The following is a 25,027-nucleotide window of genomic DNA, read 5'->3' on the forward strand; positions in this document are numbered from 1 at the left end:
TTAGGAGGAAGCGCATGTCTACTAAACCGTTGGATGAGATTGAACAAGCTTTGGGCAGTCAATTAATAGACGTTCGAAGAAACCTTCATCGGGAGCCCGAATGTTCTTATGAAGAGTTCAAAACAACAGAGAAACTGCGGAAATGGCTGACAGAGGCCCATATTCGTATATTGGACCTCCCTTTACAAACGGGACTCATCGCAGAAATCGGTCATGGTGCAGGACCGATCGCAGCCATACGCTGTGATATTGATGCGCTCCCGATTGAAGAACAGACCGGCTTGCCTTTTGCGTCACAGGTTCCGGGGAAAATGCATGCATGCGGTCATGATTTTCACACAGCTGTCATTTTAGGTGCTGCATACTTGCTGAAAGCCCGTGAAGCTGAGCTGCCCGGAAGGGTTAGAGTATTGTTCCAGCCAGCAGAAGAAACCGGTCACGGGGCTGAAAGTGTCTTGGCAACGGATGGGCTTAAAGATGTGGCGGCTATATTTGGTCTTCATAACTCACCGGAATTGCCTGCAGGATCGTTTGGAACGAGAACCGGAGCTTTAACAGCAGGGGTTGACCGGTTTGAAATTACGGTGAAAGGGATCGGCGCTCATGCCGCAACTCCGGAGAATGGTGTAGATACTATTGTAACGGCGGCTCAAATCATTACCTCGCTTCAAACGATAGTAAGCCGCCAGAGCAGCGCAAGGGAGCCGGTTGTGCTAAGTGTAACCAGAATCAATGGGGGGTTCACTTGGAATGTACTGCCGGAGATCGTTGAACTGGAAGGCACGGTTCGAACTCATAGTGAAGAGATTCGCCGTAGTATTCCGGAAAAAATGACACGAATCATAGAAGGAATTGCCGCGGCAGCCGGAGCGGAGGCCAGGTTGCATTGGTTTCCAGGCCCGCCGGCAACGGTAAATGACGGGTATTGGGCCGATTTTACCAAAGAGATCGCGAACCAGGCAGGTTATGAGGTGCATGATATTCCGCCGCAAATGGGAGGAGAAGATTTCTCCTTATATTTACAGAAAATACCGGGCGCTTTTGTGAATATCGGAACAGGTCCCGCCTATGCGCTGCATCATCCGCGTTTCGATGTGGATGAGGCTGCAATATTGCCGGCTGCCAAATATTTTGCTTTATTGGCGGAGCAAGCGCTGGTGAAACTGAAAGAGAGGAATGTATATGATTGAATTACGGGACATTTATAAAACGTACACCCGGAAAGGGATCTCGAATGAAGCCTTAAAGGGGATCCATTTAAAGGTCGAGAAAGGCGATATATTTGGGGTTATCGGCTATAGCGGCGCAGGGAAAAGTACATTGATCCGTTTAGTCAATTATTTGGAAAGACCCACGAAAGGACAGGTTTTTGTCGATGGGCATGATTTGGGCGAATACAGCGTTAAAGAGCTGCGTGCCGCCAAAAAAAATATCGGAATGATCTTTCAGCATTTTAACCTGCTGGAATCGAAAAAAGTATTTGATAATGTGGCGATCCCCCTAGTTTTATTGAAAATGAATAAAAACGAGATTCGTAAGCGTGTCCTGGAACTGCTTGAGTTTGTTGGATTAAGTGACAAAGCGGGCAGCTATCCGAGTGAATTGTCGGGCGGGCAGAAGCAGCGCGTCGGGATTGCAAGAGCGCTTGCCTCGAACCCTTCCATTCTCCTTTGCGACGAAGCGACGTCAGCGCTTGATCCGCAGACGACGCGCTCGATTTTACAACTTTTGAAAAAAATTAATGCGGAATACAATATCACGGTTATGATCATCACCCATGAAATGTCTGTCATTCAGGAGATTTGCAACAAGGTGGCGGTCATGGAAGAAGGACGGATTATTGAGCAAGGAAGCGTTCTGGAGGTATTCGGACATCCCAAGCATCCGACTACGCAAAATTTTGTGAAAACCGTTATTCAAAACAGCATAACAAACAGCGTACTAAAATCATTAAAAACTGATCCCGGAAGTCAGCTTTACAAGCTTGAATTAGTAGGGCCATGCGCTTCTGAGCCTATTATCTATGATATGATTCGTTCCTGCGATGTGAAGGTCAATATTCTATTTGCAAATATGACTGAGATTCAAGAAACGACATTAGGAAAAATGATTATTCAGTTAAAAGGAGAGACGGCTGAGGTTAACAAGGCTCTGTCATTCCTGAAGAACAGCGGAGTCGTTGTGGAGGAGGTGGAAAAGCATGATGTCAACGACAGTTACAACTGAACAATTTATGGAGGCGATCGTCGATACCCTTCATATGGTAGGGATGTCGCTGTTTGTGGGTTCTTTAATTGGAATCCCTCTTGGAATTTTACTTGTGGTCACCCGTCCCGGCGGTGTTTTGGAGAACAAAGCGCTGTACTCCATTTTAAATCCAGTGATCAACATTATCCGCTCCTTGCCTTTTATTATATTGCTCGTCGCCATTATTCCGTTTACCCGGATGATAGTCCATACTTCGATTGGGACAAGCGCGGCGATTGTACCGCTTATTATCTATATCGCGCCTTATATCGGCCGCCTGGTAGAGAACTCTCTGCTTGAAGTCAATCCGGGAATTCTTGAAGCGGCAGAGGCGATGGGGGCTACACCGTTTCAAGTGATTTGGTACTTTTTATTACCGGAGGCCGTCGGATCGTTAATCCTGTCCTTGACGACCGCGACCATCGGGTTGATCGGCGCGACTGCGATGGCTGGAACGGTCGGCGGCGGCGGGGTCGGAGACTTGGCTATTGTATATGGATACCAGCGATTTGACACCGTTGTAGTTTTTGCCACGGTATTTATACTTATTATTTTCGTGCAGGGCATTCAATCATTGGGAAACACTTTGGCGAGGAAGATTCGCCGCTATTAGTCATTAACGTAGGCAGGGAGGAAAACGACAAGTGAGTAAATGGAGCAAGCAGGACCGGTTTAACGCTATCTTGTCCGGGGAACGGGCGGATCGTCCGATTGTCAGCGGCTGGCGTCATTTTATTGACAAGGAACAAAATGCGGAAGATTTGGCGGAGACGACGATCACTTTTACCAAAAAATATGATTGGGATTGGGTCAAAATTAATCCTAGAGCAACCTATCTGGCGGAAGCTTGGGGAAATGTGTATGACTTTCAGGACTATCAAACCGTATTTCCCAGGCAGAAAACGACCGTTATTTCAACAGCCGATAATCTTTGGAATCTCGAGGTTATAAATCCTGTACATTCAGCGCCATTATTGGAGCAATTGGAGGGGGTGCGAAAGATTCGTCAAGGGTTGCCAGATACACCATTGATTCAAACGGTCTTTTCACCTTTAACGGTTTTGCTGTTTATAGTAGGCCGATCTGCTTATGTGACTAAAACGGTTTTTGGCATCGAGAATCCTGTCACGCTGGAATCTTTGTTTAAAGAGCATCGAGCGGCAACTCATCATGCGCTGCATGTCATTTCATTAACTATGGCCGATTATGTAAAAGAACTGAAGCAGGCGGGATCGGATGGATTGTTCTATGCGGTGACGGGTACGGCTCACCCGGGCTTGTTTAATGAAGAGATGTTTAATGAATTTTCCAGGCCTTATGATTCTATTGTATTGGAGGCTGCTCATTATGGGAAAAATGTCCTTCATACTTGCGGTGCCTATGCCCAGCCGGAGAGATTTAACGACTACCCTATAGACGGGATCAGTTGGGACACAAAGGCTGATGGAAACACGGATCTGGATGCAGCTTTAAAAGCAACAAAGGTAGGTGGGGTCGATCATGCTTTATTTGCGGCAAATGACATTCCTCAAATTCAAAAGCAGGCAGAAGAGGCGCTGAACTTCATGAAAGATCAACCTTTTATTCTGGCTCCAAATTGTGCAATCCCGCTTAACGTAACCGATGAGGCTCTGCAACAGCTTAAAAAATCCGTTTTTGAAAAGGAGACAAAATAATGAAAAAGTTATTTCTTGTTCTTTTAGTTGGGGTTGTAGTATTGTTGACGGCTTGCGGCCAAAATGAAGCAAAGAACACAGATACGGGTGCAGGACAAGAAGAAAAGAAAGAGATTACCGTCGGATTTGGTGTTGGAACGTATGAAGAGCAATTCCGCCAATCGATTCTGCCGATTTTAGAGGACAAAGGCTACACCGTTGATATTAAAACCTTCTCTCAAAACATGCAGGTCAACCCCGCCATGAAGGAAGGCTCCATTGACGCCAGTATATTCCAGAGTACAGCGTATATGGAGGCGATTAACAAAGAAATCGATGCGGATATGGTTGGCATTGCTTATGTGCCGGGTGCGCCGCAAGGTCTTTACTCTGTAAAGCACACCACACTCGATGTTGTAAAAGATGGTACAACCGTTGCTGTCCCCAATGATCCGGTTAACCAGGAACGTGCTCTTCGCATTCTGGAAGAGCTTGGTTGGATAAAAATTAAAGAAGGAGCAGGTGTGGCTGACTTTAACATTAACAGCATGGAGCCGGACAAGTATAACATCGATATTAAAATTCTGGACCCGGCTCAAATCCTGGTATCGCTGGAAGATGTGGATTTTGGAGTGGTAAACGGAAATTACATTGCAAATGCCGGCAAAAAGATTACAGACGCATTGAAAATTGAAAATACGCCAATGCAGCACAGAATCATTGTGTCGGTTAATAAGAAAGATGAAAACACCCAATGGGCCAAAGACTTGAAAGCCGCCTATGAGTCCCCGGAGTTTGAAGAATATATCACTGGTATAGAGAAATATGACGGATTCATTCTGCCTGAAGCATGGAAAAACAATTAAGTAAGGAAGTGGGCGGGTTGACAAAGAAACAGATTCATTTTATTGGCGGCGGACAAATGGCCGAGGCGATCATTCGGGCGGTTGTATCCAATCAAACCGTATCTCCGGATCAGATCACTGTAATGGATATCAATGAGGCGCGTCTTCAGTTTTTGAGTAAAACTTACGGAGTAACAACGGGCAACTCTCAAGAGAGTTGTCTCGCTGAAGCTGACCTGATTGTGGTTGCAGTCCGGCCACAGGATGATTTGGCTGCACTGGGACAAGCTGTACATCAATTCGCTGCACCAACTGCCGCAATCGTTTCGATTGTGGCGGGTGTAACGATCCAGAAGCTGGCCGACCTTTTTGGAGCTGAACGCCCCATTATCCGGGTCATTCCCAATACGTTGACCGACACGGGATATGGCTATAGCGGGGTTTCCTTAAATGCTTACGCTACTCAAGATCAAGTGGCCGATTTCTTGCTCGGATTCGGAAAAGTACAATATATGGACGAATCATACATTGATATCTTCACCGGATTTGGTGTGGCTGGACCGAATTATATTTATTATTTCATTGAATCTCTTGCGGATGCCGGTGTACTTGCCGGATTGCCGCGGGAACAAGCGTGGAAGGTTGCGCTGGAAAATATCACGGGAGCGGTCGTCATGCTGCAGCAGACCGGCCTGCATCCAAGACAACTGCTTGACATTAATAACTCGCCCGGCGGTGTAGGTATTCATGGCTTGTACGAACTGAACAACAGTGATTTCGCGGCTGGCCTGCAAAGAAGTGTCCTGGCAGCCGTAAAGCGGACAACTGAGTTGGGAGCGAAGTAGACGATGGCAACGAAACAGTGGGATCATCTTGTTCATTACTTCAACGATTTAGACAAACCGGTTGAAATCTTTGGAGAACACGGCTTGGTTGCCTTCAAGGGAGGTTCGCACAAAGAATGGGGAACCTTTAATACTTTAAGTTATTTTGGTTTAACCTATATCGAGTTTCTGGGCATTGAGAATCTTGAATTAGCGAAGGCAACGGAACATAACCGTGTGGTGAAAGATGCGGTTGACTCCTTGCCAGAGCATGAGATTTTGAGCAGAGTCGTTATTCGGACCGATGATATTGAAGGAATGGCTGCTTCTTTGGAAGCGGCAGGCTTAACATTATCTCCTATTATCGATGGCAAGCGTCTGGATGCGAACGGCAGATTAATAGAGTGGCGTATGATGATCATTGAAGGCGATTTTGGGGGATTAGTGTATCCTTTTATTATTCAGTGGAAAGGAACAGATGCGGAAAGATTGGAGAGGTTAACGGCCTCCGGCATCATCCAGCCTCATCCTGCCGGTCATGCCGAAATCAAACGAGCGGTATTCCATGTCTCCGATCCGGCAGCAGCCGCTGGGCATTGGGGGGATTTGTTTGGACTGTCTGTAGCAGAATCAGAAAACAAATCCGTCACCCTTAAGATTGGCGATAAGTTTTTTGTTTTCGTAAAAGGCGACGAGAACCAATTCAAACAGGTGATTTTTGAAACGGATTCTATTAAGCTAAAAGGGAAAACCATTCGGATGGGTGAAGGAGAATATGATTTCACTTAAAAGCGATGTCATTGCAAACAATTTTCAGCCTATAGACATAGCTGTTATGGCAGCTTTGTTTATAGGTTTTTTTGTTATAAAATGAAACCTGTGTATGGGATCATCTATCGGAATGAGGGGACAGGATATGATAAAACTAGAGAATAGGCATTATAACAAAGCGATAGCGCCTTTAAGTCATGTGAAGATCAACACGATGTTTGCCGAGGCGGTTATCCGACAACGTATTCCCGGTACGATCTATGTGGATTGTGTCGAAGCACCAAGCTCGTTTTATGTGGTGCATCCGTATGGAATGTCCTTGCTATTCGGAAATACTGACAATGAATATTTTCAACACAATCTTTATGAGTATATAACCAATACCCGACGGATCAGGAACCAACCAGAGTGGCTGCAGGTTGCACCAGAGGGAGCTTGGACAGGTACTATTGATTCTATTATAAATTCCTATAACTGTACCGTTCATGAGAATACTATCATCAAACAAACAAGAGTAAATTTCAGCTTTGACCTGGAAGCCTATCAGAGAACGAAGAAACAGTTACATAATCATGAACACAACGTTATGCAGACAACGAAGGAACAATATCTATCCCTATCCGGAAGTGTGACCCCTAAGTGCTTTTGGAGAGATGCGGACCAATTCCTTACAGATGGTATTGCATACAGTTTGCTGGAAAACGGAGAGATTGCTTCAACTGCATTTTCGGCTTTTCGCAATGAGCATCAGTTGGAGATCGGAATTGAAACCTCAGAAGCATACCGCGGGAAGGGATACGCGTATTCCGTTTGTTCCGCACTGATAGATTATTGTCTGAATAATCAATTAGAGCCCGTATGGGCATGCCGGTTGGAAAATGAAGGTTCCTACAAATTGGCCCAGCGACTGGGCTTTACGCCGTCAATTACCATACCTTATTACAGGCTGGCTGAGTAGAGGAATACATACTTAATTTTTTTAGGTGGTGTCATTTATGAACAATAGTCTCATTGTGAGAGAATACTCTAACGAGTATCAAACTCAAGTCGTAGATTTAATACTTCATATTCAACAACAAGAATACAAAATTCAGATAACAAGGAATGACCAGCCTGACTTGTTTACTATCGAGGATTTTTATCAAAATGGAGTTGGAAACTTTTGGGTGGCACTTTATGACAATAAAGTAGTGGGTACAATCAGCTTTTTAGATATAGGCAATAATCAAGTTGCTTTAAGAAAGATGTTTGTACATAAAGAGTTTCGAGGGGCAAAGTTTAAAACGGCAAGTCTTTTGTTAAATACTGCAATGAAATGGGCAAAAGAAAATTCTAACCACCAATTATCGTCCAAACATCACGTTTACGCCTAATATTGAATCAAAATGTTATTTGTTTGGTTGTTTGAGACATGATAATCCTAATCCTAATTTTCTTTGAGATAATTTCTGCTTTATGTGATCTAGGTCCACGTTACAAAGGATTCTGGTGTATTGCGAATCGCGGGTATGGAGGATGCCTTCAACGTCTTGCAGAAGTGAAACGAATTCTAGATCTCCAAGCTCGCGCATCTTCTCGTTTAATACAGTCCATCTTACCTCCTGTGCCAGAAAAAAGGCGCTCCACCAGTAGAACTCCTCTGCCGACTCTATAACATGGCTGTAATAGGTGTTGAAAATAAATAATACTTGCTGGCTGGAGGTCAGTTTACGGTAAAAATCGCCCGTATCACCGTCTTTGCTGCTTACCTCTTTGTATGTCTTGATGAGTGGCTTAAAGCAGGCAGAAATTAACGCCCCGTCATCCATCATTTCAAAAACATCACGTTGCATCGTCACCAACATTTCCCTATCACTCCTTCTGATTGTGCTTCTAAATTAAGATTTAAAGATACTTCGCCTATTAATGTTTAGTGCTGTGGAAGAGATATGGATGACACTTTCTTCCACAGCCGATAAAACCGCAGCAATGCACACAAGCCAAAATATTGCAAATTCCTGGAATAAAATGAATAACGGCGGAGCCATAAAAAGCAATATACCGGTGATCTTATTCCCCCAAGTATGTAAAATAACAAAAGAATGATATTTGTATGCTGCTATTGCGATATTTGCACAACGAACTAAGGCAGTAATAATAATCAAAGGCATAAAAATTAATATTTCGCTCCCTAGCCATAGGATAACAGACACGGTAATCACTCCAAAAAGTATTAAATCAGCAATCGAATCCAATCTGGCCCCTAGTTCACTTTCTGTTCCAGTTTTGCGTGCTATAAATCCATCCAGAACATCGCTTAACCCGCAGATCAGATATAAAGCGGAAAATAACAAGGCATTGCTGAATGAGAAAAATAAGGAAAACAAAAGGATAATCCTGCTTATAGAAATGATATTCGCAATGTGTTTCAAAGTGTAGGTCCTCTCAGCAATATTTTTTAAAACGTAACTACTGGGCTGAAAACAGAACAGTATATAACCAGCAAGAGTAAAGTGAATCGTTGGACATGAGCAACTAATAGTAGCACTGTTACAGAATAACACTCCGTGAAGACAATTTAAATGGAGTTTAACAACATGCCATTAATAATCGGTTACTTAAATGTAGTCAGCCCTAACAAATTCTTGTTCATTACATAATATATAAATTATGGGATACATTACTCGCTTTTATTGCGATATCCAGGGTCAGGGAGATGAGTTTATGACGGACAAGAGAATGAAATTAATCGGTTCAGGTCGCAAACGAAATGTTTTTGATCTCGGTAATGGTAATGTTCTGAAAGTTGCAAAGTCTAGGTCTGGGTTACAAAGTAATAAGACTGAATTTTTACTTTATCACTCACAACGAGCAATTCCTTTAAGGAAACATCTCGCCAAAGTTATAGAATACGGATTTGAATATAAATGGTTAGTTATGAAGAAATATGCAAGACCTTTTCATGATTCTGGTAAATACCGAAAGAAATACTTGAAATTAAAAAGACAATTTAGACAGAACGGAATCATCCCGCGGGATATGTATTCCATGACTCATAAAGGACCAAGTCTAACCAATTTACGTTTGAATCGTAGAGGAGAAATAATCGTGATTGACTACGGAAATTTCAAAATTAAGTCCAGGCATTGAACTGTAGCTGTGATAAGAGGTCATACCCGAGGGAGTGGCTAATGAATACATTTAAAAGAGTGTTTAAAGTGAGGAAAATTATCGGCGTAGGATCTAGACGTATAGTATATGATTTAGGAAATGGAAAAGTTCTGAAATTAGCTAAGTCGAAGTTTGGAATTAAAAGCAACAAAATTGAAGTTAAACTATACCAATCATCTTCATACAACATTAAAAAAAATCTGGCCGAGATTTTTAGTTATAATTCCAGGTATCGTTGGTTAATCATGAAGAAATACACCAGAAAAATCCCAAAAACCAAAGCCTATAAAAAAAGGATATTCAAATTAAAGCACGAATTCAAGCGACATGGAATTATCCCCTATGAAATCACAACTCGGTATAAAAAACCAAATTATAAAAACATAAGTTTAAAATCGAATGGTCAGATTGTGGTGTTAGATTTCGGGAATTTTAAGTATCTCTCTTCAACTCCTAAACGTAAAAGAACACAGGGTTCAAAGCCGATACAAAATAATACGCCCACGGAACCATTCAACTAAACTTCAGTGTGCAATAATCCGGTCGATTGGTTCCCGTTGGGGCAGAAGCTCAATGGAGCTGAGACATGTATTCATACGCGGTTATTCCAAACATACTTTTAAAATGCCTGTTCAGATGAGTTAGATCCACAAATCCGCATTCCGCTACAGCTGAGTAGACATCTTTGTTTTTCTCAATGGACTGTTTGGCGTGCTCTACCTTGCAATTCAGAAAAAATTGGTAGGGCGATATTCCTGTATGCGTCTTAAACTCCCGGATAAACTGATATTTTGACAGTTCAAACTCTTTGCAGAGGTCATCCAGCTTTAGCACATTTTCAATACTGCAGAACATCATTTCCTTCGCTTTTTTAACAAGTTTATTATTTTTTCTGATCCCTGTATCTATTTCTGTATGGGAAACAAGGTCGACTAATGTTAGCAGCAGGTCGCTGCACAGAGATTCCTCTTTACCGTTCTGTATAGCGTGATTTAGGGAACATATGCATTGTGCCAATTTGTCATCGTAGACAATAGGAGAAGTAAAACGTACCCATTCTTTCTTGCCTAATACCTCTAAAAATAAGTCCGGCTTGATATACAACATGACATAATCAATACCTTCCTTACCATATGAATTGCCGTCATGCGACTGCTCGGGATTAAACAGCATTACGCCATTTTTATGGGATGACTGAAAACTGCCGTCCAAGTTATATTGCTGGATGCCGCGCAGGGTTACACCGAGTGCATATTCCTCGTGGCAATGCTTTTTATATGTAAAATCAGTAAAGCTTGCCGATAATGCCAGGATATCTGCCGACTTTTTATAGCTGAATTTCTCCACGCTTTTCGCCCCCAACTCTCTATATCAATCCCGATACCATAATTGCAGAATATACTAAAAAAAGCGCCATCAGGGTATTAATCACTTTTTGATGGTTTTGCAGAAATCTCCTGAAGACTGTGCCAAAAACAACCCATGTCGAAAATGCTAAGAACCCTATTACAGTTATGATTATAACAAACAGGAACGAAGCAAGTGATGAAGTATAGTAGGGCATAACATAGCTGGGTATAACGGTCAGTGTAAACAAAATAGCTTTGGGATTAATAAATTGCATAAGTAAGCCTGAGACAAAATTGGCGGATTGATTATTTTTGGCTACCGTTGAATCCATTTTATAGATTTGATAGGCAAGGTAGAGCATATATAAACTGCCGATAATCTGCATAATGCTCAATATATTCGGGATGACCCCGGTAAGAGTACGGTTTAGTAAGGCAGAAGCGGCAAGTAACAGACCAAAAGCAATCGTAGCTCCGAATACATACTGCATTGCCTTTTTTGCGCCAAAATGTTGCACGGAAGATAGAATAACAATATTGGCAGGCCCGGGTGTAAATGTAACAACAACGCAATAGATAAGAAAAGACGTAATATTCATGATGACCCTCCTGTAAAGTAGTCACATGAATATACACCGTATGTCTTGAATGTTTATAGTATATTATTGCAGCTGGACCAACAGATATAATCAATGAGAGAATTCAACTAAAACGAAACCCCCGCTTGCTGACCGTTAAAAGTGACGGAAGGCAACGGGGGTTATTTTAGGTTATGTTATTGTACTTAAACATCTTCCCCTTGTGGCGCTCTAATGCCGTTAAGTCTGATTTTATAAGTTTCCCCCCATGCTTTCATCGATACTATGATCGGTTCCAATGTTTTTCCAAAATCAGTAAGAGAGTATTCCACTTTGGGCGGAACTTCTTTATAAACCTCTCTGTGAATGATGCCATCCCGTTCAAGCTCCCGTAACTGAAGTGTAAGCATAAACTGCGTAATACCCGGATTGAGACGCCGGAATTCATTAAATCTTTTCGTTCCGTCAATGAGATGATAGAGAATGATCCCTTTCCATTTTCCGCCAATGACATCTAGAGTTGTCTCTACAGGACATCCTTCCATGTTTGGACTAGTACCGTATTTGTTTCTTCGATCTCCCATCACTCTGCCCCTCTCAATGGTATGAATTTTAATACTATATAATAAAATTCTGCGTACTTCCTTAAAGTAAGTATACAACATATAATTCAAATGTACGATATACCAATACGAAAGGAAGAAAAATATGAGCAATCACCAAAAAATGAAAGCAGTCGGTGCTTACCGATATCTCGCTATATCCGATCCGGAGAGCCTTGTTGATCTATATATAGAAAAACCGATTCCTACAGGTCGTGATCTACTAGTAGAAGTAAAAGCCATCTCTGTTAACCCTGCCGACTTGGGTGTTCGTGAGACAAACAATTATGAAGCAGAATCACCCAAAATTCTTGGTTGGGATGTAGCTGGGATCGTTGAACAGGTTGGACCTGAATGTCAATTGTTTAAACCTGGAGATGAGATATATTATGCGGGGAGTGTGGCTCGCCCAGGGGGTAATAGTGAATTTCACTTGGTAGATGAACGAATTGTGGGATACAAGCCGAAGAGTTTGGATTTCGCACAAGCAGCGGCTTTACCGCTTACCTCGATTACTGCTTGGGAAGGCTTATTTGATCGTTTAGGAATCAGTCATAGCGTAGAAGAAAACAAAAACAAAAATAAAAGCATACTCATTATCGGTGCAGCAGGAGGAGTAGGGTCGATTACTACTCAACTTGCCAAATTAGCAGGTCTAATTGTAATTGGTACCGCTTCACGTCCGGAGTCAATCCAGTGGACCAAAAGCCAAGGGGCGGATTTTACTATCAACCACAATAACCATTTTGCACCGCAACTCAAGGATATTGGATTTGAGACCGTGGATTATATATTCTGCTTAAATGACACGGTACAACATTTTGCGAATATGGCAGAGGTCATAGCCCCCCAAGGTAAGATTTGTTCAATCGTTCCTGCAGATAAGGCTTCTTGGGCGGGAAGTTTGGATATGGACCTGCTTTTTGCTAAAAGTATCACGTTTGTATGGGAGCTTATGTTTACCCGATCCATGTTCCAAACCAAAGATATGATCAAACAACACGATCTGCTGAATAAACTGGCCTATTTAATCGATAACGGAAAGTTGAAAACTACCTTAACTGAACGCCTGGAACCAATCAATGCAACAAATCTACGTTTAGTACATGAAAAAATGGAAACAGGAAGATCGATAGGAAAGATTGTATTGGAAAATTTCTAATAAATCTTCACAGATTAACCCATGGTTTTTGTTCCGTGTTTATATTCCCATATAAAAGGAGATTTGATTAAGGAAAAAGAGGGGGTTTTGACATATATAAAAATGTTATAATTAGTATTTTTTCAATAGGGAATGTACATAGCATTGGGGGCTTAGAAAATGGTAGAGGAAATGATCAAGCTAGATCATATAGGGATTAATGTAAGATATTCAATAGATTATAAGGCCGTTGTTTTGTTTCTTCACTTTAGTGGCGGGAATTTGAACATGTGGGAAGGAATCATACCGCAATTTGAGGGGGAATACAGTATCATTGCTCCTGATTGTCGTGGACATGGCAAATCAGACAAGCCCGAAACAGGATATCACATTGATGATATAGCTAACGATATTTATTTACTGTTACAGCGATTAAACGTAGACCACTGCCATATCGTAGGTAGTTCAATGGGGGCTGAGGTTGGGCTTAGTTTAGCTGCGTCACATCCAGAGCTCGTTCTATCCCTTATATGTGAGGGAGCTTTATATAATGAGTTTGGAGAACATGGGTTATTTAATGGTACAGAGGAAGAAATTGAACATGAAAAGGAAAGCCTTCGGGCTCAATTAGCTGAAAGAGTGGAACGTGTATTCGAAACTAAAGAAGAGTATCTCGAGGAAGAACGAGCAAAATTAACAGAGCAAGGATTATGGAATGAATACTTCGCAGCCTTCTTTGAAAATAATTTACAACAGATGCAAAACAGTAATTTTACTTATTGTTATTTAAACCGTGTTAGAACTGAGTATATTCAAAAATACTGGGATATGAAGTTTGAGCAATATTACAAGAAGGTACAATGTCCTGTTTTATTTCTTCCTAGCGAAGAAGAGTGGGCGGATCAGAAGATTAGAAGTAGTCTGCAGACATTCACTAGTACCTTGACCGCATCAAATTTCAGGGTATAAATGTTTCAATTTGCCTCTGGCCTGATGAGTGGTAAAGTGCCACTCCACGGACTTTTGTGCCTGGTTGCGATCAACTTCCCATGCCGTGATTTCGCGTTGCAATTGTTCGATAGAGCCGATGCGCCGATCCAGACATTGGATCGTCATAGAACTCAGTTCAATTTCGGCCATGTTTAGCCAGCTTCCATGCTTGGGAGTGTAGTGGATTTCCAATCGTTTCGCTAAAGATAAGGCCTGTTCTGGCGGAAAGGTTTCATATAACGAAGAGATTGTGTGCGTGTTCAAATTGTCCATGACGAGCCGAACCCGTTTCGCATCGGGATAGTGAACGTCCAGTAATTCCTGGATTTGAAGTGCCCAATCTGCTTTGGTTCGTCTTTCGCTTGCCTGTACGTGACCATCCAGCTAACGGTTCCGTAAACAAAAACACACTGCAGCTTCCCTTTCGTACGTATTCGTAATCTTCACGCCGCACTTGCCCAGGTTTCATCGGTTCGGATGGACGAGAATCCTCCAGAAGCTGAATCGGCTGTTCGTCCATACAAATTAGTGGGATTTCAGGATCGTAAGGCAGGGCATACGTCTCCAAAACATCCTCCATTCGGGCGACAAATTCGGCGCTGGACTTGGCGGGAATACACCATTGTTTCTTTAAGTGAGGCTTAAGTTTCGTTTTTTTAACGTGGCTCGAATCGTCTCTCGTCCCACCGATTCTATAATAATCAGTTCGATGACCCGGCGCGTCAATAGACGAATGGTCCAGCGAGCATAGCCCACCGGCGGCTCGGAACAGGCCAGTGCAATGATCCGGGCCTCCAGTTCTCCCGTAATCACAGAGGGATGCCCCGGCTCCGACCGTTTTCGATACTGCAATGTGGCCTCTAAGCCGCGGGTACAGTAACTCTTCACGGTATGATGAATCGTGACGTCACTAACACCAACTCGCTGGGCAATCTCCATCTGCTTGGGAATGGCTCCTTGACTTTCATCTACCAGCATGAGGATGAGGCAGCGATTTCGAATTCCCCGTGAAGTCTCCTTCGCATGAAGAAGTTGCTGAAGCCGTTCGCGTTCTTCGTCTTTCAGTTCAACCACGTATTTTTTGTTCATTGGTAAGCCCTCCCATTTGACTCTATATGGAGAGCTTAAAGGTAATATTATTCACGGTCAAGGTACTAGTCTATTAGATGAATACGAAATTGAATGTATAGAAAACTCCATCCATGCTTATGTCTGGATGCAACTTCCGAATACAGCAGGCGAAGTGGCAAAAAGATTTATAAATAAAGTGGAAGAAGCTTAGCTAGTTCAGCCTAGCTGAATAATTCCTGCAGTTCAATAGCTCCTTAATGTGTAAGAGATGGTAAGAAGCAAACCCGTTTACCAGAATCGTATCCGCATCAAAAGGGGAGACAAGTGAAGGATGAGGAAGACCTGCATCATTTTGATCCGGTTTGCTGGGGTAGTAAAGTGACCCATCCGGATTGAATGAGCGGTCCACAATTAAAAGAGGGATTTCATATTTTCCTTTCGGAAGAGCAGGCGTTCTTCCTCCATGTAAATGTACAACGCTTCTACCTTCCGGAAGAGTCATTTCGGAACCATGAATTGTTGTATCCACGGGAAGAAAGTGCTTATTGGGCAGATCATTAATCCATTTTACATACACGGTTTCATTCTTCATCACTTCGAATGTAGGACCAGGAAAGGTTCCTTCATAACCACCCCAAAAACGGGTGGGTCCGAGATCCCTATGCAGCTTTATCTTTTCAGGCATTAGAATTGAAATCCTCCCCGTTGTTTGGATCCACTCCGTAAGTTTATGAACGTGAACTTGTTCATTATGTAAATGTAAGTTGTAGGTATTTTAAAGGAAAAAAAACATGCTGCACAGGGTGCATCAAGTGCGGGTTGGAAAATCAATGTAATGTCGTGAAATATAAGTAATTTGAGGATGGTTGGGGAACCGCTAAATGTCGTTTATATTTCCAGCATCTGTGGCTAGTTTCATCCTCGTCTCTTAAGCTTCTTTTCCCAGCAATCCTCCCATGTATCCATCGGCCTGCTATCCTGCCTCAATACTCTCGAAATATCTATGAACTATTAAAGTATTGTTAAAATTGTAAAAATTGTAAATATATATTCTATCCCATTTTTTTCTATGTTATTCTATTAACGGCCATCCATGGTCAAAATACAAGAAAAAGAATGGAGGAATGATTAATGCTTCAAAGCATCCTGCGTCTACGCAAAACCTGGACGAGCCTGGTCATCGCCGCTGTGCTGGCAACGGCTATGGGGATTCCGTCCTTGAAGGTCAACGCGGAAGGGCCGTCCGATCCGGCACCCAGCATTAACCCGACCACGGCGAACGGCAAGAAGATTCTGTTCGACAACACACATGCCCAGACCGCAGGCGCGGCAGATTGGGTCATCGACGGCGGCTTCTCGGATTTCGCAGGCGGGCTGGCGGCCGAAGGCTATTACGTGAAGGAGTTGCGCAAGAGTACAGCGATTACCTTATCGGATCTGTCCGGCTACGATGTGTTCATCATTCCGGAAGCTAACACCCCCTATAAGACATCGGAGCAGGCCGCTCTGCTTAACTACGTACAGGCCGGCGGGAGCATTTTCTTCATCAGCGATCATTACAACGCAGACCGGAATAAGAATCGTTGGGATGCATCGGAAGTCTTCAACGGCTATCGCCGGGGAGCCTGGTCGAATCCTGCGCTCGGAATGAGTACGGAGGAAGCCGCTTCGTCTGCGATGTCCGGGGTTGCCAGCTCGGACTGGCTGTCTGCTAACTTTGGTGTGAAATTTCGCTACAACGCGCTCGGCGACGTGGTAGCGAACAACATCGTGGCGCCGTCGCAGGCGTTTAACATTACAAGCGGGGTATCCACCGTTGCCGTTCATGCCGGTTCAACACTCGCCATAACGGATCCGACGAAGGCGAAGGGAATCGTCTATGTACCAACGACGGCTGCTGCTTGGTCCAATGCAGTGGACCAAGGAGTTTACAACGGAGGCGGAGTGGCGGAAGGGCCGTTTGTTGCCGTAGCCAAGGTAAGCGCCGGCAAAGCGGGCTTTATCGGTGATTCTTCTGTGGTCGAGGACGCTTCGCCTAAATATAAGAAAGAAGAGACGGGTGGCATCAAAACGACATACGACGGCTACAAGGAACAGAACGATGCCAAGCTTTTGATCAACATGGTAAACTGGCTTGCGACGAAGGAAAGCTATACCTCGCTCTCTTCGGTATCGGGGCTCACTCTGGATACGGCAACCTCGCTGTACAGCTGGGAAGCGCCCGCAAGCTCCACGGAGCCGGTTGCGGAGCCTTGGGCATCGCCAGCTTCCGGATACAAATGGTATGATCCTTCTACGTTCAAGACCAGTTCTTACGGCGCCGGATCGACCTCTACAACGACGCCAGCTTATTCGTTCGGCCATCAGGCAACGCTTCCGAACCATTATGAGTTTCAGGTGGAAGTGATCGTCACCGGACTGGCGGCCAATTCGACGATCTCCGGCTACAGCCTGGGCATATATAACGGCTCGGGGACGCAAGTCGCCAAGGTGAAGAACAGCGACGGTTCATGGCCGTCCTCCTATGGCTACAGTTCAACCTTCTCGCTGACGGCCAATTCCGGAGGAGTCGCTTCCAAAATCTTGACCGTATCTATCAATCCAAGCATAACCGGCGCGGCCAGTATGCGTTTGAGATTGAACAGTACGGCTAAGTATACCGAGTCTGTGACGATAGCAAACGTCCCTGTCCAGTAATTGATGAAGTCAAGACAGCAGAAGCAGCCGATTAACTCTCGGCTGCTTTTTGTTTTTTGGCAGGACTGAGGATTGTTGCCCACTATCCGATCCGATGGAGAGCTTTTACGTTATCCTCAAATAAGCGATAATCCTTTCGGCGTCAAATTAATTAGAATTTTCCGGGACTCCGCACATTGCTGTTATAATAAAGATTAGAAAATGTAACACCGCAGGAGGAACCATAAATGTCAAAGGTATATTCGCGCATGTATATTGAAAGTGTAAAGCTTGAGTTGTTAAACAGGCTCGGATTGAAGCAGGTTTATTATAAGGGACAAACCGGCGATGATTTGCTGTATGAGGCATCGGGTTTTGACAGAGGAACGGAGCATAAATTTTGTGTCAGAACGAAGACGGGAACAATCGAAGAGCTGGTTGCAGGCAAATGGATGAAAGTCCGCAGTTTTTCAATTAAAAGCAAAGAGCTATAGTGCTAGGATGCCCATGACTGGAAGCCTCTTGATCACGATTCGTGAGTTAAGCGGCCTTTTAGCATGAACTATACTGTGAAATAAATACAAATTCTTATCCAGTCAATCCATTTTCTGTACATACTTTTAAAGGTATATTGTGATAGAAAAGCCGATTATTTTGACGGTGCCGTGATTGCCGTGATTGCCGTGATTAGCTATATGGAAGGAAGGTATAGGGGTGACTATTTATTACTCTTCAAACAAAGAAGATATCACAAAGGAGGCTCTCCAGGATTTATTTCTTTCGGTAGAATGGGAGTCTGGTAAGTACCCTGACGAGCTTTTACAAGCAATCCAAGGGTCTCATTCAATTGTTGCTGCCTGGGAAGAAGGAAATCTCATCGGTTTAGTAAATGCTTTGTCGGACGGAGCTTTAACGGTATATTTTCATTATTTACTTGTTAACCCGAGTTATAAAAGAAAAGGTATAGGTAAGGAAATAATGAACATGATGTTTGACCGGTATAAAGATTGTAAAACAAAAGTATTAATTTCTTATCCTGATGCAGTAGATTTCTATAAAAAAATAGGCTTTAATACAGAGGACGGAGCTACACCGATGTTTATTTCAGAACTGGTATGATTTGACTACGGAAGAACAAATCTTTGTAATTAAGTGGCTATCTGAATATGTGCTATCAGGTCTGGTATTTTAAAATGAAACTCTATTGGCATTCATGGAGAGACGAAGCTTTTGCCAAAGCAAAGTCTGAAAATAAGCCGATTTTCCTCTCAGTCGGATATTTGACCTGTCATTGATGGTATGCCGCATTAATCAATAAAAATAAAGCTTCCGTGACTATTCACTGGGAGCTTTATTTTTTCGGACTATTCTTTTTTACCGGTGAATCGCTTAGGGTTGTCTGTCTGATCTAGGAGATAGTCGATACTTACTTTGTGGAAATTAGCTAATTTGATTAAAACAACACTTGGCAAATCTAAATTTCCATTCTCGTATCGGGAATAAGTTGCTTGCGTGATATGTAAAAACTCAGCCATTTGTTGTTGTGTTAAGTCCTTGTCTTCACGTAAATCACGAATTCTTTTGTACATTGCTCATCACCCAAGCCAAGTTTACTTTATGCGAAAACTGCATATTATTATTTATGCGATTTTCGCATAAAATTTATACATGAAGAAAATTGTTAGAACCTGACTGGAGGGATGACCGATGACATCTCAGCAAAAAGCTGTTGCGAATGAAAAAGCTGGTATAGATCCAAAGGACCAGGAAGTAATGGGAACGGATGAGAAAAAACTGATGATTGAGGAGATTTTAATATCAAAGAACTTCGCTATGGTCCACAACAAAATGATTCCAGCGATCAAAGAAGGTATATGGGGAAAAGCGGTTGAGCACTTGTGGTTACTTCGTTCTACATACCTTTATTCTTTTGAGAATTCATTAAAATTTTTAACTAAGTCGGAACGTGTGAGTTTATAAATACACAAGTGAAACCAAGCCCAAGCGAGGAATGAATTGCTCGGCTTGGTTTTATTTGATGGGATGTTCGTGTGAATTAATTTTTATAGAAGCTTCTGCCATTAGAATTGGTGGGAGTTTTTTTGTGTGAAGATAGGAATGCGAGAGTAATATTTTTCCATTTCATAAACTATAATAAGACTACACTTCATTGGGGCTATTTACCGAAAGTTTTAAATATTAAATAGTATTCTGCAATTGCCAAGGTCAAGAATAGAATGGGGGAATAGTGTTGAAATCTACAACAACTTTTACAAAATCTATTGGGTTTGCTTTCATTCTGTTATCAGTTTTACGATTAACTCCAATTATTAATGTGAACGGAAAATTACTGTTATATGTTGGAGTTGCAGCTTTACTTTTAATATTAACTGATTTATTTGAATTTATAATGGAGGGCATTGCAAAAAAGAAAGGGGTTCAATGGGAGAGAGCATTAGAAATTTCACGTAAGGATCGACTCTTTGTACAAACTGCTGCAGCCCGGAAATGCCCCTTTCCGAAGACTGCGAACAGAAAAATGCTAGAACTCGAGCCGATCCATCACCATGCCCCATTTTGGCTTGGAGGTTATAAAACATGAATGTCTTACTGGAAAACTGTGTAGGCATGTGACGTGCATGAATACCGATGTGCTGGAAACATACAAAGTGAGGTTTAAACGTTTGAAACACTGACCAAACCATTGTTTGAGTTGCTTCAGTGGCTGGAAGCCAAAGCAATTTCCCACGTGACCATGGAAAGTACCGGTATGTAAGACATTAAAGAAATGTTACTGACATGATCTTGGCAAGAAATTGACGATGCCCGGTTCCTTACTGAAAATCTACTTCGGTGGTTGTTATTTTTTCTCAAACGCACTATAACAAAGCTAACGCATTGAATGAAAAAGAGGTTGACTTACTGTGACCCCCGAAGTTTCAAAATTTTGTATGTCAGCTTGATACGCCTTTTTCCAAGCATAAAATCAAGTAAATAAACGAATTTCCCACTTTTGGGAACAAGCTTATTTAACTAACTGGAAAGATAAGGGTGGCAGTTCCTACTGACAAGGAGAATTAAGACCTAGCTGTAGTTAAAGTAAACAACAGTCATTCACACAGATTCTGTATCATATATCATTAAGAATGAGTATACAAAGAATGCCTGTGAGAGGAGTCAATGAAATGGAAATTCCGAGACGGAATCAAGGTATGTTCGGAAATGTGCCACAGCCCATCCGAAATGACGGCGCAGGCGGGATTGATTCCGGTCCCCGCGATATTATGCGGGATATTGAAAATCCTGACATGCTAGTTCCACCTGTAACGGATGCTGGCTTGCTCCCTAACATGAAATTTTCATTCTCAGACACTTCTATGACATTAAATCACGGGGGGTGGTCACGGGAAATCACCGTCAGGGAACTACCCATTGCGACCACACTTGCAGGTGTAAATATGAGTTTGACACCGGGTGGTGTTCGGGAATTGCATTGGCATCAACAAGCGGAATGGGCCTATATGATATTAGGTCGCGCGCGAATTACGTCAATCGACCAAGAGGGGCGAAATTTCATTGCCGACGTAGGCTCGGGCGACCTTTGGTACTTTCCCCCTGGACTCCCACATTCAATTCAGGGGTTGGAACACTGCGAATTCCTGCTCGTCTTCGATGACGGTAACTTTTCTGACCTTAACACTTTATCCATCTCGGATTGGTTTGCACATACTCCAAAAGATGTGCTATCTGCCAATTTCGGAGTACCAGTGAGTGCCTTTAACAACATTCCTTCAGGGCAGGTGTATATCTATCAAGACAAGGTTCCCGGTCCGCTTGAAAGTCAGAAGGTCCAGTCACCTTACGGTACCATCCCCCTAAGCTTCAAGCATCAGCTGCTATCGCAAACACCAATTAAAACACCTGGCGGAAGCGTACGAATCGTAGACTCTTCTAATTTTCCTATATCTAAAACTATTGCAGCGGCGCTAGTTGAGATTGAACCGGGCGCAATGAGAGAACTACATTGGCATCCGAATAATGATGAGTGGCAGTATTACCTTACCGGACAGGGACGCATGACAGTATTTGCTGGAAATGGTACAGCCCGTACATTTGATTATAGAGCCGGTGATGTCGGTTATGTACCATTTGCTACTGGGCACTATATTCAGAATACTGGTAACCAAACCTTATGGTTTTTAGAGATGTTCAAGAGCGACCGATTTGTGGATGTGTCGTTAAACCAATGGATGGCACTTACCCCTTATGAGCTGATAGAGAAAAACTTACATGTAGGACCGGAACTGATTAACGTGCTACGCAAGGAGAAATGGCCCGTCGTCAAATATCCAGGGTTTTCGTACTATCCTAAATAAAGACTGATATGGTCTTCGTCACCAAGGTTCATAGATAAATGTTAGGGAACTGTATTTGCATAAAAGGCTGACGGAAAACAATATTTGTACAATTAAGGGATAGCGAATAAACAATCGCTTACCCTTTTTTTACATCAAAACGGAACCTTTCCTTAAACGTTTCACAGTAAAAATCGTCTGTGACGTTGCATCTGGTTTGCCTTGCTTACGATAAAACACAGCTAGCAAATCAAGCGGATTGGCTAAGAATACGTCAGAGACTTATGTAGTTGCTGTATCGAAACTTCCAAATATCGGAAGCGTATTAAGTGTAAAGATTAATCTGCCGGGAGCCGATTACGAATCTGGAAGCTGTTAAGGAGCTTTTGGTATCCAGGGAGTGAGCACGATGTCTCTGAGTAAAACGCCCCAGGTTGGATGTCGCGGGAGAAATTAAAGGTCAAACCGATGTCCGGTCCGGACTGTAGCGCCCTTATTCCACTGTGAATGTCCAATAAGAAGACGGCGCGGACACAGATACACTTATTCGTTGTTACAGGGCTGTATTTATGCAAAATCCCATTCGATAGCGTCTGCTCAGTCCGCAGAAACATAAAGCATGGGTATTTGGAGGCATTAGCGCCTGCTGTGTCCGCTTAACGCTGTGTCCGCTTAATGGTACGTTCGCTTAATGGTGGTCCGCTGAACGGTTCAAGGCCATTAACAGTCCTCAAATATCCCAGTTCTCCCTGTGGCTTTGCATCCAAAAGCCACCGTGATTCACGGGCTAGCGCTGATTTGGAGATGGAGCCTAAATAGTAGCCTTAATCATAGAGGAGCGGCCACTATCTGAAAATATTCAAAGACGACGCCATCGTTTCCGGAATCGGCTATACCCTTTTGTATGCGATTTCCAGCACGGTGCTTATTACTCTAATTGCGATACCGCTAGCTCTTGTTCTGGATCAGAACTTTTTAACCAAAAATATTCACCGGGCGATATTTTTCTTCCCGTCCATCCCAAGCGGATTGCTGCTGGCGTAAAAGGACTATTATGAAGCAGCTTCCATTGATGGTGCGGGGAAGTGGGGTCAAATCCGCTATATCACCCTCCCGCTGCTTGCTCCGGCAATGACCGTAAGCATTATGCTGCTCTTAACCGGCGGACTGAAGGTTTTTGAAATTCCTTTTGCCTTGACAAGGGGTGGCCCCGGCTTCGAGACGCATACGATTACCCAGGTCATCGTGCTTCGCGGGATTTCCGAGGTGCAGTACGGGCTTGCTTCCGCAATGTCTATTGTATTCTTCTTAATTGTGCTTGTGATTACGTTCTTCCAGGTATCATGGATGCAGAAGCGGGAGGAACGAGTCTTATGATCCAATCCGCCAAAAGGAACTGGCTGCTCGATATTTTGATGCTTCCTGTCGCCCTGATCACTTTCTTTCCTTTCTATCTTATTATTATCAACACGGTAAAAAGCCAGGCGGAAACGGCCCAGCATCCCATGGGCTGGCCGAAGGACTGGAATTTCTCCAACTATATCAAGGTGTTCGAGGATACCCCGTTGCTGCGAAGCTTCGGCAACAGCTTGACGATCACGGTCTTCTCGGTACTGTTCATGGTCTTGTTCGGAGCCATGGCTGCTTATCCTGTCGTCTTCAATGCGAATAAGATGAACAGGGCAATAACCGTCTATTTGCTGGCCGGGTTTCTGATCCCTTTTCAAACAACACTTATCCCCCTGTTCGAATTAATGACGGGTCTGCACCTGGTCAACAAATTGTCAGGTTTGATCGTGCTCTATATGGGGGGAGCCGTATTCGTTTTCTTCCTGATGATGGGGTACATGAAGACGATCCCGCGGGAGCTTCCTGAGGCTGCCGTTATAGACGGATGCAGCATCTGGGGGATCTTCTGGCGGATTATCCTCCCGCTCCTTAAACCGATTACGGTAACCAGCATTATCTACCAGACCATGTGGATATGGAACGACTTTTTGGCCCCAATGCTGTTCCTGAATTCGTCCAATAAAGCGACACTGGTACTGCTGGTCTACAAAGCCAAAGGCGAGTTCTCCGTAAATTGGCCGATGTTCATGACCCTTACGGTTATCGTCCTGATTCCGATCTTCATCTTCTTTGTGTTGATGCAGAAGCAAATTGTAAAAGGGATCGTCGGCGGGGCTATAAAAGGGTAGGTTCATAGGTTGAGTGTATTTTAACTGGCACCCCGGCCTAGGCATCCGCATAGAATGGAGCAAATCCATTTACGGAGGTCGGAACAAATATGTCGACATTTAACCCTGGACAACAGACCGTAATTTATCAGGCGGATCCAGCCGTAATTCACCACCTGCAAGGAGTGCGCGAGTCTCTGCATCATACCTGCAAGCCTTACATGAATCACAAAGTAAAAGTACAGACGCTTGATGGTGAAGTACATGAGGGTATGATCGCCGGTGTAGACAACAAACACCTGTATTTAAAAGTTACTGTAACTGCCGAAATGTCCCGCGGGTACTATAATCCCTACCACAAGCCGTATCCGCCGTATCACCCACCATATCACCCATATCCGCCATATCACCCGTATCCGCCGTACCCAGGGTACCCTGGTAATGTTCTCCTGCCTCTGGTGCTCTTCGACCTGCTGAATATTGCTCTTTTATAAAGGGCACTTTGCAGAATAACAATTCAAAAAGCCTCCGCCACGGAATATGTGGCCGGAGGCTTTTTCGAAATATAAGAAAGTATAAGTTTCACTCTATACTTT

General features: G+C 43.3%; 31 protein-coding genes and 3 pseudogenes. 24 read left to right on the forward strand and 10 right to left on the reverse strand.

Translation table 11 applies throughout. The annotated features are described in order from the left end of the window. Window positions 1–14: 14 nt before the first annotated feature. The 9 genes and pseudogenes from PaeBR_RS11525 to PaeBR_RS11565 all read left to right on the forward strand — a co-directional run. Window positions 15–1,190: an amidohydrolase gene (locus PaeBR_RS11525; RefSeq protein ID WP_410514942.1), complete on the forward strand. Its 1,176-nt coding sequence runs from the start codon at window positions 15–17 to the stop codon at window positions 1,188–1,190. Beyond that, window positions 1,183–2,226 carry a methionine ABC transporter ATP-binding protein gene (locus tag PaeBR_RS11530; RefSeq protein ID WP_410514943.1) on the forward strand — a complete coding sequence of 348 codons (1,044 nt, stop codon included), beginning with the start codon at window positions 1,183–1,185 and terminating at the stop codon, window positions 2,224–2,226. The genes PaeBR_RS11525 and PaeBR_RS11530 overlap by 8 nt, the downstream gene beginning before the upstream one ends. Further along, complete coding sequence (locus PaeBR_RS11535; protein WP_410514944.1) at window positions 2,201–2,860, forward strand: methionine ABC transporter permease; 660 nt, start codon at window positions 2,201–2,203, stop codon at window positions 2,858–2,860. Before PaeBR_RS11530 ends, PaeBR_RS11535 begins: the two co-directional genes overlap by 26 nt. 31 nt (window positions 2,861–2,891) lie before the next feature. Beyond that, window positions 2,892–3,923: a uroporphyrinogen decarboxylase family protein gene (locus PaeBR_RS11540; protein ID WP_410514945.1), complete on the forward strand. Its 1,032-nt coding sequence runs from the start codon at window positions 2,892–2,894 to the stop codon at window positions 3,921–3,923. Next, a complete protein-coding gene (locus PaeBR_RS11545; protein ID WP_410514946.1) occupies window positions 3,923–4,768 on the forward strand; it encodes a MetQ/NlpA family ABC transporter substrate-binding protein in 846 nt (281 codons plus the stop codon). The genes PaeBR_RS11540 and PaeBR_RS11545 overlap by 1 nt, the downstream gene beginning before the upstream one ends. Further along, window positions 4,753–5,592: a pyrroline-5-carboxylate reductase gene (gene proC / locus PaeBR_RS11550; protein WP_410514947.1), complete on the forward strand. Its 840-nt coding sequence runs from the start codon at window positions 4,753–4,755 to the stop codon at window positions 5,590–5,592. The genes PaeBR_RS11545 and proC overlap by 16 nt, the downstream gene beginning before the upstream one ends. A gap of 3 nt (window positions 5,593–5,595) precedes the next feature. After that, window positions 5,596–6,360 carry a VOC family protein gene (locus PaeBR_RS11555; RefSeq protein WP_410514948.1) on the forward strand — a complete coding sequence of 255 codons (765 nt, stop codon included), beginning with the start codon at window positions 5,596–5,598 and terminating at the stop codon, window positions 6,358–6,360. A 127-nt stretch (window positions 6,361–6,487) separates the two neighbouring features. Continuing rightward, window positions 6,488–7,300, forward strand: a complete 813-nt coding sequence (locus PaeBR_RS11560) for a GNAT family N-acetyltransferase (RefSeq protein ID WP_410514949.1) — start codon at window positions 6,488–6,490, stop codon at window positions 7,298–7,300. Window positions 7,301–7,337: 37 nt separating this feature from the next. Next, a pseudogene (locus PaeBR_RS11565) lies at window positions 7,338–7,676 on the forward strand (GNAT family N-acetyltransferase); the annotation flags it as partial. A 54-nt stretch (window positions 7,677–7,730) separates the two neighbouring features. Here the strand turns inward: PaeBR_RS11565 and PaeBR_RS11570 are convergent. After that, window positions 7,731–8,186: a hypothetical protein gene (locus tag PaeBR_RS11570; RefSeq protein WP_410514950.1), complete on the reverse strand. Its 456-nt coding sequence runs from the start codon at window positions 8,184–8,186 to the stop codon at window positions 7,731–7,733. A 33-nt stretch (window positions 8,187–8,219) separates the two neighbouring features. Then, the gene (locus PaeBR_RS11575; protein ID WP_410514951.1) at window positions 8,220–8,753 is read right to left on the reverse strand and encodes a CDP-alcohol phosphatidyltransferase family protein; all 534 of its coding nucleotides are present in this window, start codon (window positions 8,751–8,753) and stop codon (window positions 8,220–8,222) included. Between the two features lie 292 nt (window positions 8,754–9,045). Between PaeBR_RS11575 and PaeBR_RS11580 the strand changes: the two genes are divergently transcribed. Next, window positions 9,046–9,471: a hypothetical protein gene (locus PaeBR_RS11580; RefSeq protein ID WP_410514952.1), complete on the forward strand. Its 426-nt coding sequence runs from the start codon at window positions 9,046–9,048 to the stop codon at window positions 9,469–9,471. Window positions 9,472–9,512: 41 nt separating this feature from the next. Then, the gene (locus PaeBR_RS11585; protein WP_410514953.1) at window positions 9,513–10,013 is read left to right on the forward strand and encodes a hypothetical protein; all 501 of its coding nucleotides are present in this window, start codon (window positions 9,513–9,515) and stop codon (window positions 10,011–10,013) included. A 49-nt stretch (window positions 10,014–10,062) separates the two neighbouring features. On the opposite strand, the gene PaeBR_RS11590 is transcribed toward PaeBR_RS11585, so the two are convergent. From PaeBR_RS11590 to PaeBR_RS11600, 3 genes are all read right to left on the reverse strand, one after another. Next, complete coding sequence (locus tag PaeBR_RS11590) at window positions 10,063–10,839, reverse strand: AraC family transcriptional regulator (RefSeq protein WP_410514954.1); 777 nt, start codon at window positions 10,837–10,839, stop codon at window positions 10,063–10,065. A gap of 19 nt (window positions 10,840–10,858) precedes the next feature. Next, on the reverse strand, window positions 10,859–11,440 hold the full coding sequence (locus PaeBR_RS11595; RefSeq protein ID WP_410514955.1) for a LysE family translocator: 582 nt from the start codon (window positions 11,438–11,440) through the stop codon (window positions 10,859–10,861). Window positions 11,441–11,625: 185 nt separating this feature from the next. Then, complete coding sequence (locus PaeBR_RS11600) at window positions 11,626–12,003, reverse strand: winged helix-turn-helix transcriptional regulator (RefSeq protein ID WP_410514956.1); 378 nt, start codon at window positions 12,001–12,003, stop codon at window positions 11,626–11,628. 124 nt (window positions 12,004–12,127) lie between these two features. Between PaeBR_RS11600 and PaeBR_RS11605 the strand changes: the two genes are divergently transcribed. Further along, entirely contained in the window at window positions 12,128–13,183 is a 1,056-nt protein-coding gene (locus PaeBR_RS11605) for a zinc-binding alcohol dehydrogenase family protein (RefSeq protein WP_410514957.1), read from the forward strand. A gap of 159 nt (window positions 13,184–13,342) precedes the next feature. Next, window positions 13,343–14,131, forward strand: a complete 789-nt coding sequence (locus PaeBR_RS11610; RefSeq protein WP_410514958.1) for an alpha/beta fold hydrolase — start codon at window positions 13,343–13,345, stop codon at window positions 14,129–14,131. Here PaeBR_RS11610 and PaeBR_RS11615 read toward each other — a convergent pair. From PaeBR_RS11615 to PaeBR_RS11630, 4 genes and pseudogenes are all read right to left on the reverse strand, one after another. Continuing rightward, window positions 14,114–14,479 carry a transposase gene (locus PaeBR_RS11615; RefSeq protein WP_410515156.1) on the reverse strand — a complete coding sequence of 122 codons (366 nt, stop codon included), beginning with the start codon at window positions 14,477–14,479 and terminating at the stop codon, window positions 14,114–14,116. The two genes, PaeBR_RS11610 and PaeBR_RS11615, sit on opposite strands and share 18 nt — an antisense overlap. Next, window positions 14,385–14,732: a hypothetical protein gene (locus PaeBR_RS11620; RefSeq protein ID WP_410514959.1), complete on the reverse strand. Its 348-nt coding sequence runs from the start codon at window positions 14,730–14,732 to the stop codon at window positions 14,385–14,387. Before PaeBR_RS11620 ends, PaeBR_RS11615 begins: the two co-directional genes overlap by 95 nt. 50 nt (window positions 14,733–14,782) lie before the next feature. Beyond that, window positions 14,783–15,241, reverse strand: coding sequence for a helix-turn-helix domain-containing protein (locus PaeBR_RS11625; RefSeq protein WP_410514960.1), 459 nt, complete (start codon window positions 15,239–15,241; stop codon window positions 14,783–14,785). Between the two features lie 265 nt (window positions 15,242–15,506). Further along, a pseudogene (locus PaeBR_RS11630) lies at window positions 15,507–15,893 on the reverse strand (multicopper oxidase domain-containing protein); the annotation flags it as partial. A gap of 461 nt (window positions 15,894–16,354) precedes the next feature. On the opposite strand from PaeBR_RS11630, the gene PaeBR_RS11635 reads away from it, so the two are divergent. The 4 genes from PaeBR_RS11635 to PaeBR_RS11650 all read left to right on the forward strand — a co-directional run bounded on the left by PaeBR_RS11635 (window position 16,355) and on the right by PaeBR_RS11650 (window position 19,194). Then, the gene (locus PaeBR_RS11635; RefSeq protein ID WP_410514961.1) at window positions 16,355–17,920 is read left to right on the forward strand and encodes a DNA-binding protein; all 1,566 of its coding nucleotides are present in this window, start codon (window positions 16,355–16,357) and stop codon (window positions 17,918–17,920) included. Between the two features lie 227 nt (window positions 17,921–18,147). After that, a complete protein-coding gene (locus tag PaeBR_RS11640) occupies window positions 18,148–18,393 on the forward strand; it encodes a hypothetical protein (RefSeq protein ID WP_410514962.1) in 246 nt (81 codons plus the stop codon). A gap of 220 nt (window positions 18,394–18,613) precedes the next feature. After that, window positions 18,614–19,018 (forward strand): GNAT family N-acetyltransferase, encoded by a 405-nt coding sequence (locus PaeBR_RS11645; protein ID WP_410514963.1) that lies wholly within the window; start codon window positions 18,614–18,616, stop codon window positions 19,016–19,018. Between the two features lie 74 nt (window positions 19,019–19,092). Beyond that, complete coding sequence (locus tag PaeBR_RS11650; protein ID WP_410514964.1) at window positions 19,093–19,194, forward strand: DUF255 domain-containing protein; 102 nt, start codon at window positions 19,093–19,095, stop codon at window positions 19,192–19,194. A gap of 69 nt (window positions 19,195–19,263) precedes the next feature. On the opposite strand, the gene PaeBR_RS11655 is transcribed toward PaeBR_RS11650, so the two are convergent. Then, complete coding sequence (locus PaeBR_RS11655; RefSeq protein ID WP_410514965.1) at window positions 19,264–19,488, reverse strand: helix-turn-helix domain-containing protein; 225 nt, start codon at window positions 19,486–19,488, stop codon at window positions 19,264–19,266. A gap of 118 nt (window positions 19,489–19,606) precedes the next feature. On the opposite strand from PaeBR_RS11655, the gene PaeBR_RS11660 reads away from it, so the two are divergent. The 7 genes and pseudogenes from PaeBR_RS11660 to PaeBR_RS11690 all read left to right on the forward strand — a co-directional run bounded on the left by PaeBR_RS11660 (window position 19,607) and on the right by PaeBR_RS11690 (window position 24,925). Continuing rightward, entirely contained in the window at window positions 19,607–19,879 is a 273-nt protein-coding gene (locus tag PaeBR_RS11660) for a hypothetical protein (protein ID WP_410514966.1), read from the forward strand. A 271-nt stretch (window positions 19,880–20,150) separates the two neighbouring features. Continuing rightward, entirely contained in the window at window positions 20,151–20,501 is a 351-nt protein-coding gene (locus tag PaeBR_RS11665; RefSeq protein ID WP_410514967.1) for a hypothetical protein, read from the forward strand. Between the two features lie 583 nt (window positions 20,502–21,084). After that, window positions 21,085–22,275 carry an oxalate decarboxylase family bicupin gene (locus PaeBR_RS11670; protein ID WP_410514968.1) on the forward strand — a complete coding sequence of 397 codons (1,191 nt, stop codon included), beginning with the start codon at window positions 21,085–21,087 and terminating at the stop codon, window positions 22,273–22,275. A gap of 900 nt (window positions 22,276–23,175) precedes the next feature. Then, entirely contained in the window at window positions 23,176–23,298 is a 123-nt protein-coding gene (locus tag PaeBR_RS11675) for a hypothetical protein (RefSeq protein WP_410514969.1), read from the forward strand. Between the two features lie 12 nt (window positions 23,299–23,310). Further along, window positions 23,311–23,631 (forward strand): annotated as a pseudogene (locus tag PaeBR_RS11680) (carbohydrate ABC transporter permease); the annotation flags it as partial. Further along, window positions 23,628–24,452 carry a carbohydrate ABC transporter permease gene (locus tag PaeBR_RS11685; RefSeq protein WP_410514970.1) on the forward strand — a complete coding sequence of 275 codons (825 nt, stop codon included), beginning with the start codon at window positions 23,628–23,630 and terminating at the stop codon, window positions 24,450–24,452. The pseudogene PaeBR_RS11680 and the gene PaeBR_RS11685, both read left to right, overlap by 4 nt. Window positions 24,453–24,541: 89 nt before the next feature. After that, the gene (locus tag PaeBR_RS11690) at window positions 24,542–24,925 is read left to right on the forward strand and encodes a hypothetical protein (RefSeq protein ID WP_410514971.1); all 384 of its coding nucleotides are present in this window, start codon (window positions 24,542–24,544) and stop codon (window positions 24,923–24,925) included. The last annotated feature ends 102 nt before the right edge of the window (window positions 24,926–25,027 follow it).

The sequence above is a fragment of the Paenibacillus sp. BR2-3 genome (assembly GCF_046529485.1).
Lineage (GTDB): Bacteria > Bacillota > Bacilli > Paenibacillales > Paenibacillaceae > Paenibacillus_AQ.

Coding starts and splice junctions, on each gene's coding strand:
- PaeBR_RS11610 (WP_410514958.1), top strand. CDS start 13,343: ATGGTAGAGGAAATGATCAAGCTAGATCATATAGGGATTAATGTAAGA.
- PaeBR_RS11525 (WP_410514942.1), top strand. CDS start 15: ATGTCTACTAAACCGTTGGATGAGATTGAACAAGCTTTGGGCAGTCAA.
- PaeBR_RS11650 (WP_410514964.1), top strand. CDS start 19,093: ATGAAACTCTATTGGCATTCATGGAGAGACGAAGCTTTTGCCAAAGCA.
- PaeBR_RS11555 (WP_410514948.1), top strand. CDS start 5,596: ATGGCAACGAAACAGTGGGATCATCTTGTTCATTACTTCAACGATTTA.
- PaeBR_RS11570 (WP_410514950.1), bottom strand. CDS start 8,186: ATGTTGGTGACGATGCAACGTGATGTTTTTGAAATGATGGATGACGGG.
- PaeBR_RS11670 (WP_410514968.1), top strand. CDS start 21,085: ATGGAAATTCCGAGACGGAATCAAGGTATGTTCGGAAATGTGCCACAG.
- PaeBR_RS11690 (WP_410514971.1), top strand. CDS start 24,542: ATGTCGACATTTAACCCTGGACAACAGACCGTAATTTATCAGGCGGAT.
- PaeBR_RS11600 (WP_410514956.1), bottom strand. CDS start 12,003: ATGGGAGATCGAAGAAACAAATACGGTACTAGTCCAAACATGGAAGGA.
- PaeBR_RS11545 (WP_410514946.1), top strand. CDS start 3,923: ATGAAAAAGTTATTTCTTGTTCTTTTAGTTGGGGTTGTAGTATTGTTG.
- PaeBR_RS11580 (WP_410514952.1), top strand. CDS start 9,046: ATGACGGACAAGAGAATGAAATTAATCGGTTCAGGTCGCAAACGAAAT.
- PaeBR_RS11635 (WP_410514961.1), top strand. CDS start 16,355: ATGCTTCAAAGCATCCTGCGTCTACGCAAAACCTGGACGAGCCTGGTC.
- proC (WP_410514947.1), top strand. CDS start 4,753: ATGGAAAAACAATTAAGTAAGGAAGTGGGCGGGTTGACAAAGAAACAG.
- PaeBR_RS11535 (WP_410514944.1), top strand. CDS start 2,201: ATGATGTCAACGACAGTTACAACTGAACAATTTATGGAGGCGATCGTC.
- PaeBR_RS11685 (WP_410514970.1), top strand. CDS start 23,628: ATGATCCAATCCGCCAAAAGGAACTGGCTGCTCGATATTTTGATGCTT.
- PaeBR_RS11560 (WP_410514949.1), top strand. CDS start 6,488: ATGATAAAACTAGAGAATAGGCATTATAACAAAGCGATAGCGCCTTTA.
- PaeBR_RS11585 (WP_410514953.1), top strand. CDS start 9,513: ATGAATACATTTAAAAGAGTGTTTAAAGTGAGGAAAATTATCGGCGTA.
- PaeBR_RS11530 (WP_410514943.1), top strand. CDS start 1,183: ATGATTGAATTACGGGACATTTATAAAACGTACACCCGGAAAGGGATC.
- PaeBR_RS11620 (WP_410514959.1), bottom strand. CDS start 14,732: ATGGAGGATGTTTTGGAGACGTATGCCCTGCCTTACGATCCTGAAATC.
- PaeBR_RS11605 (WP_410514957.1), top strand. CDS start 12,128: ATGAGCAATCACCAAAAAATGAAAGCAGTCGGTGCTTACCGATATCTC.
- PaeBR_RS11655 (WP_410514965.1), bottom strand. CDS start 19,488: ATGTACAAAAGAATTCGTGATTTACGTGAAGACAAGGACTTAACACAA.
- PaeBR_RS11660 (WP_410514966.1), top strand. CDS start 19,607: ATGACATCTCAGCAAAAAGCTGTTGCGAATGAAAAAGCTGGTATAGAT.
- PaeBR_RS11595 (WP_410514955.1), bottom strand. CDS start 11,440: ATGAATATTACGTCTTTTCTTATCTATTGCGTTGTTGTTACATTTACA.
- PaeBR_RS11625 (WP_410514960.1), bottom strand. CDS start 15,241: ATGAACAAAAAATACGTGGTTGAACTGAAAGACGAAGAACGCGAACGG.
- PaeBR_RS11640 (WP_410514962.1), top strand. CDS start 18,148: ATGTCAAAGGTATATTCGCGCATGTATATTGAAAGTGTAAAGCTTGAG.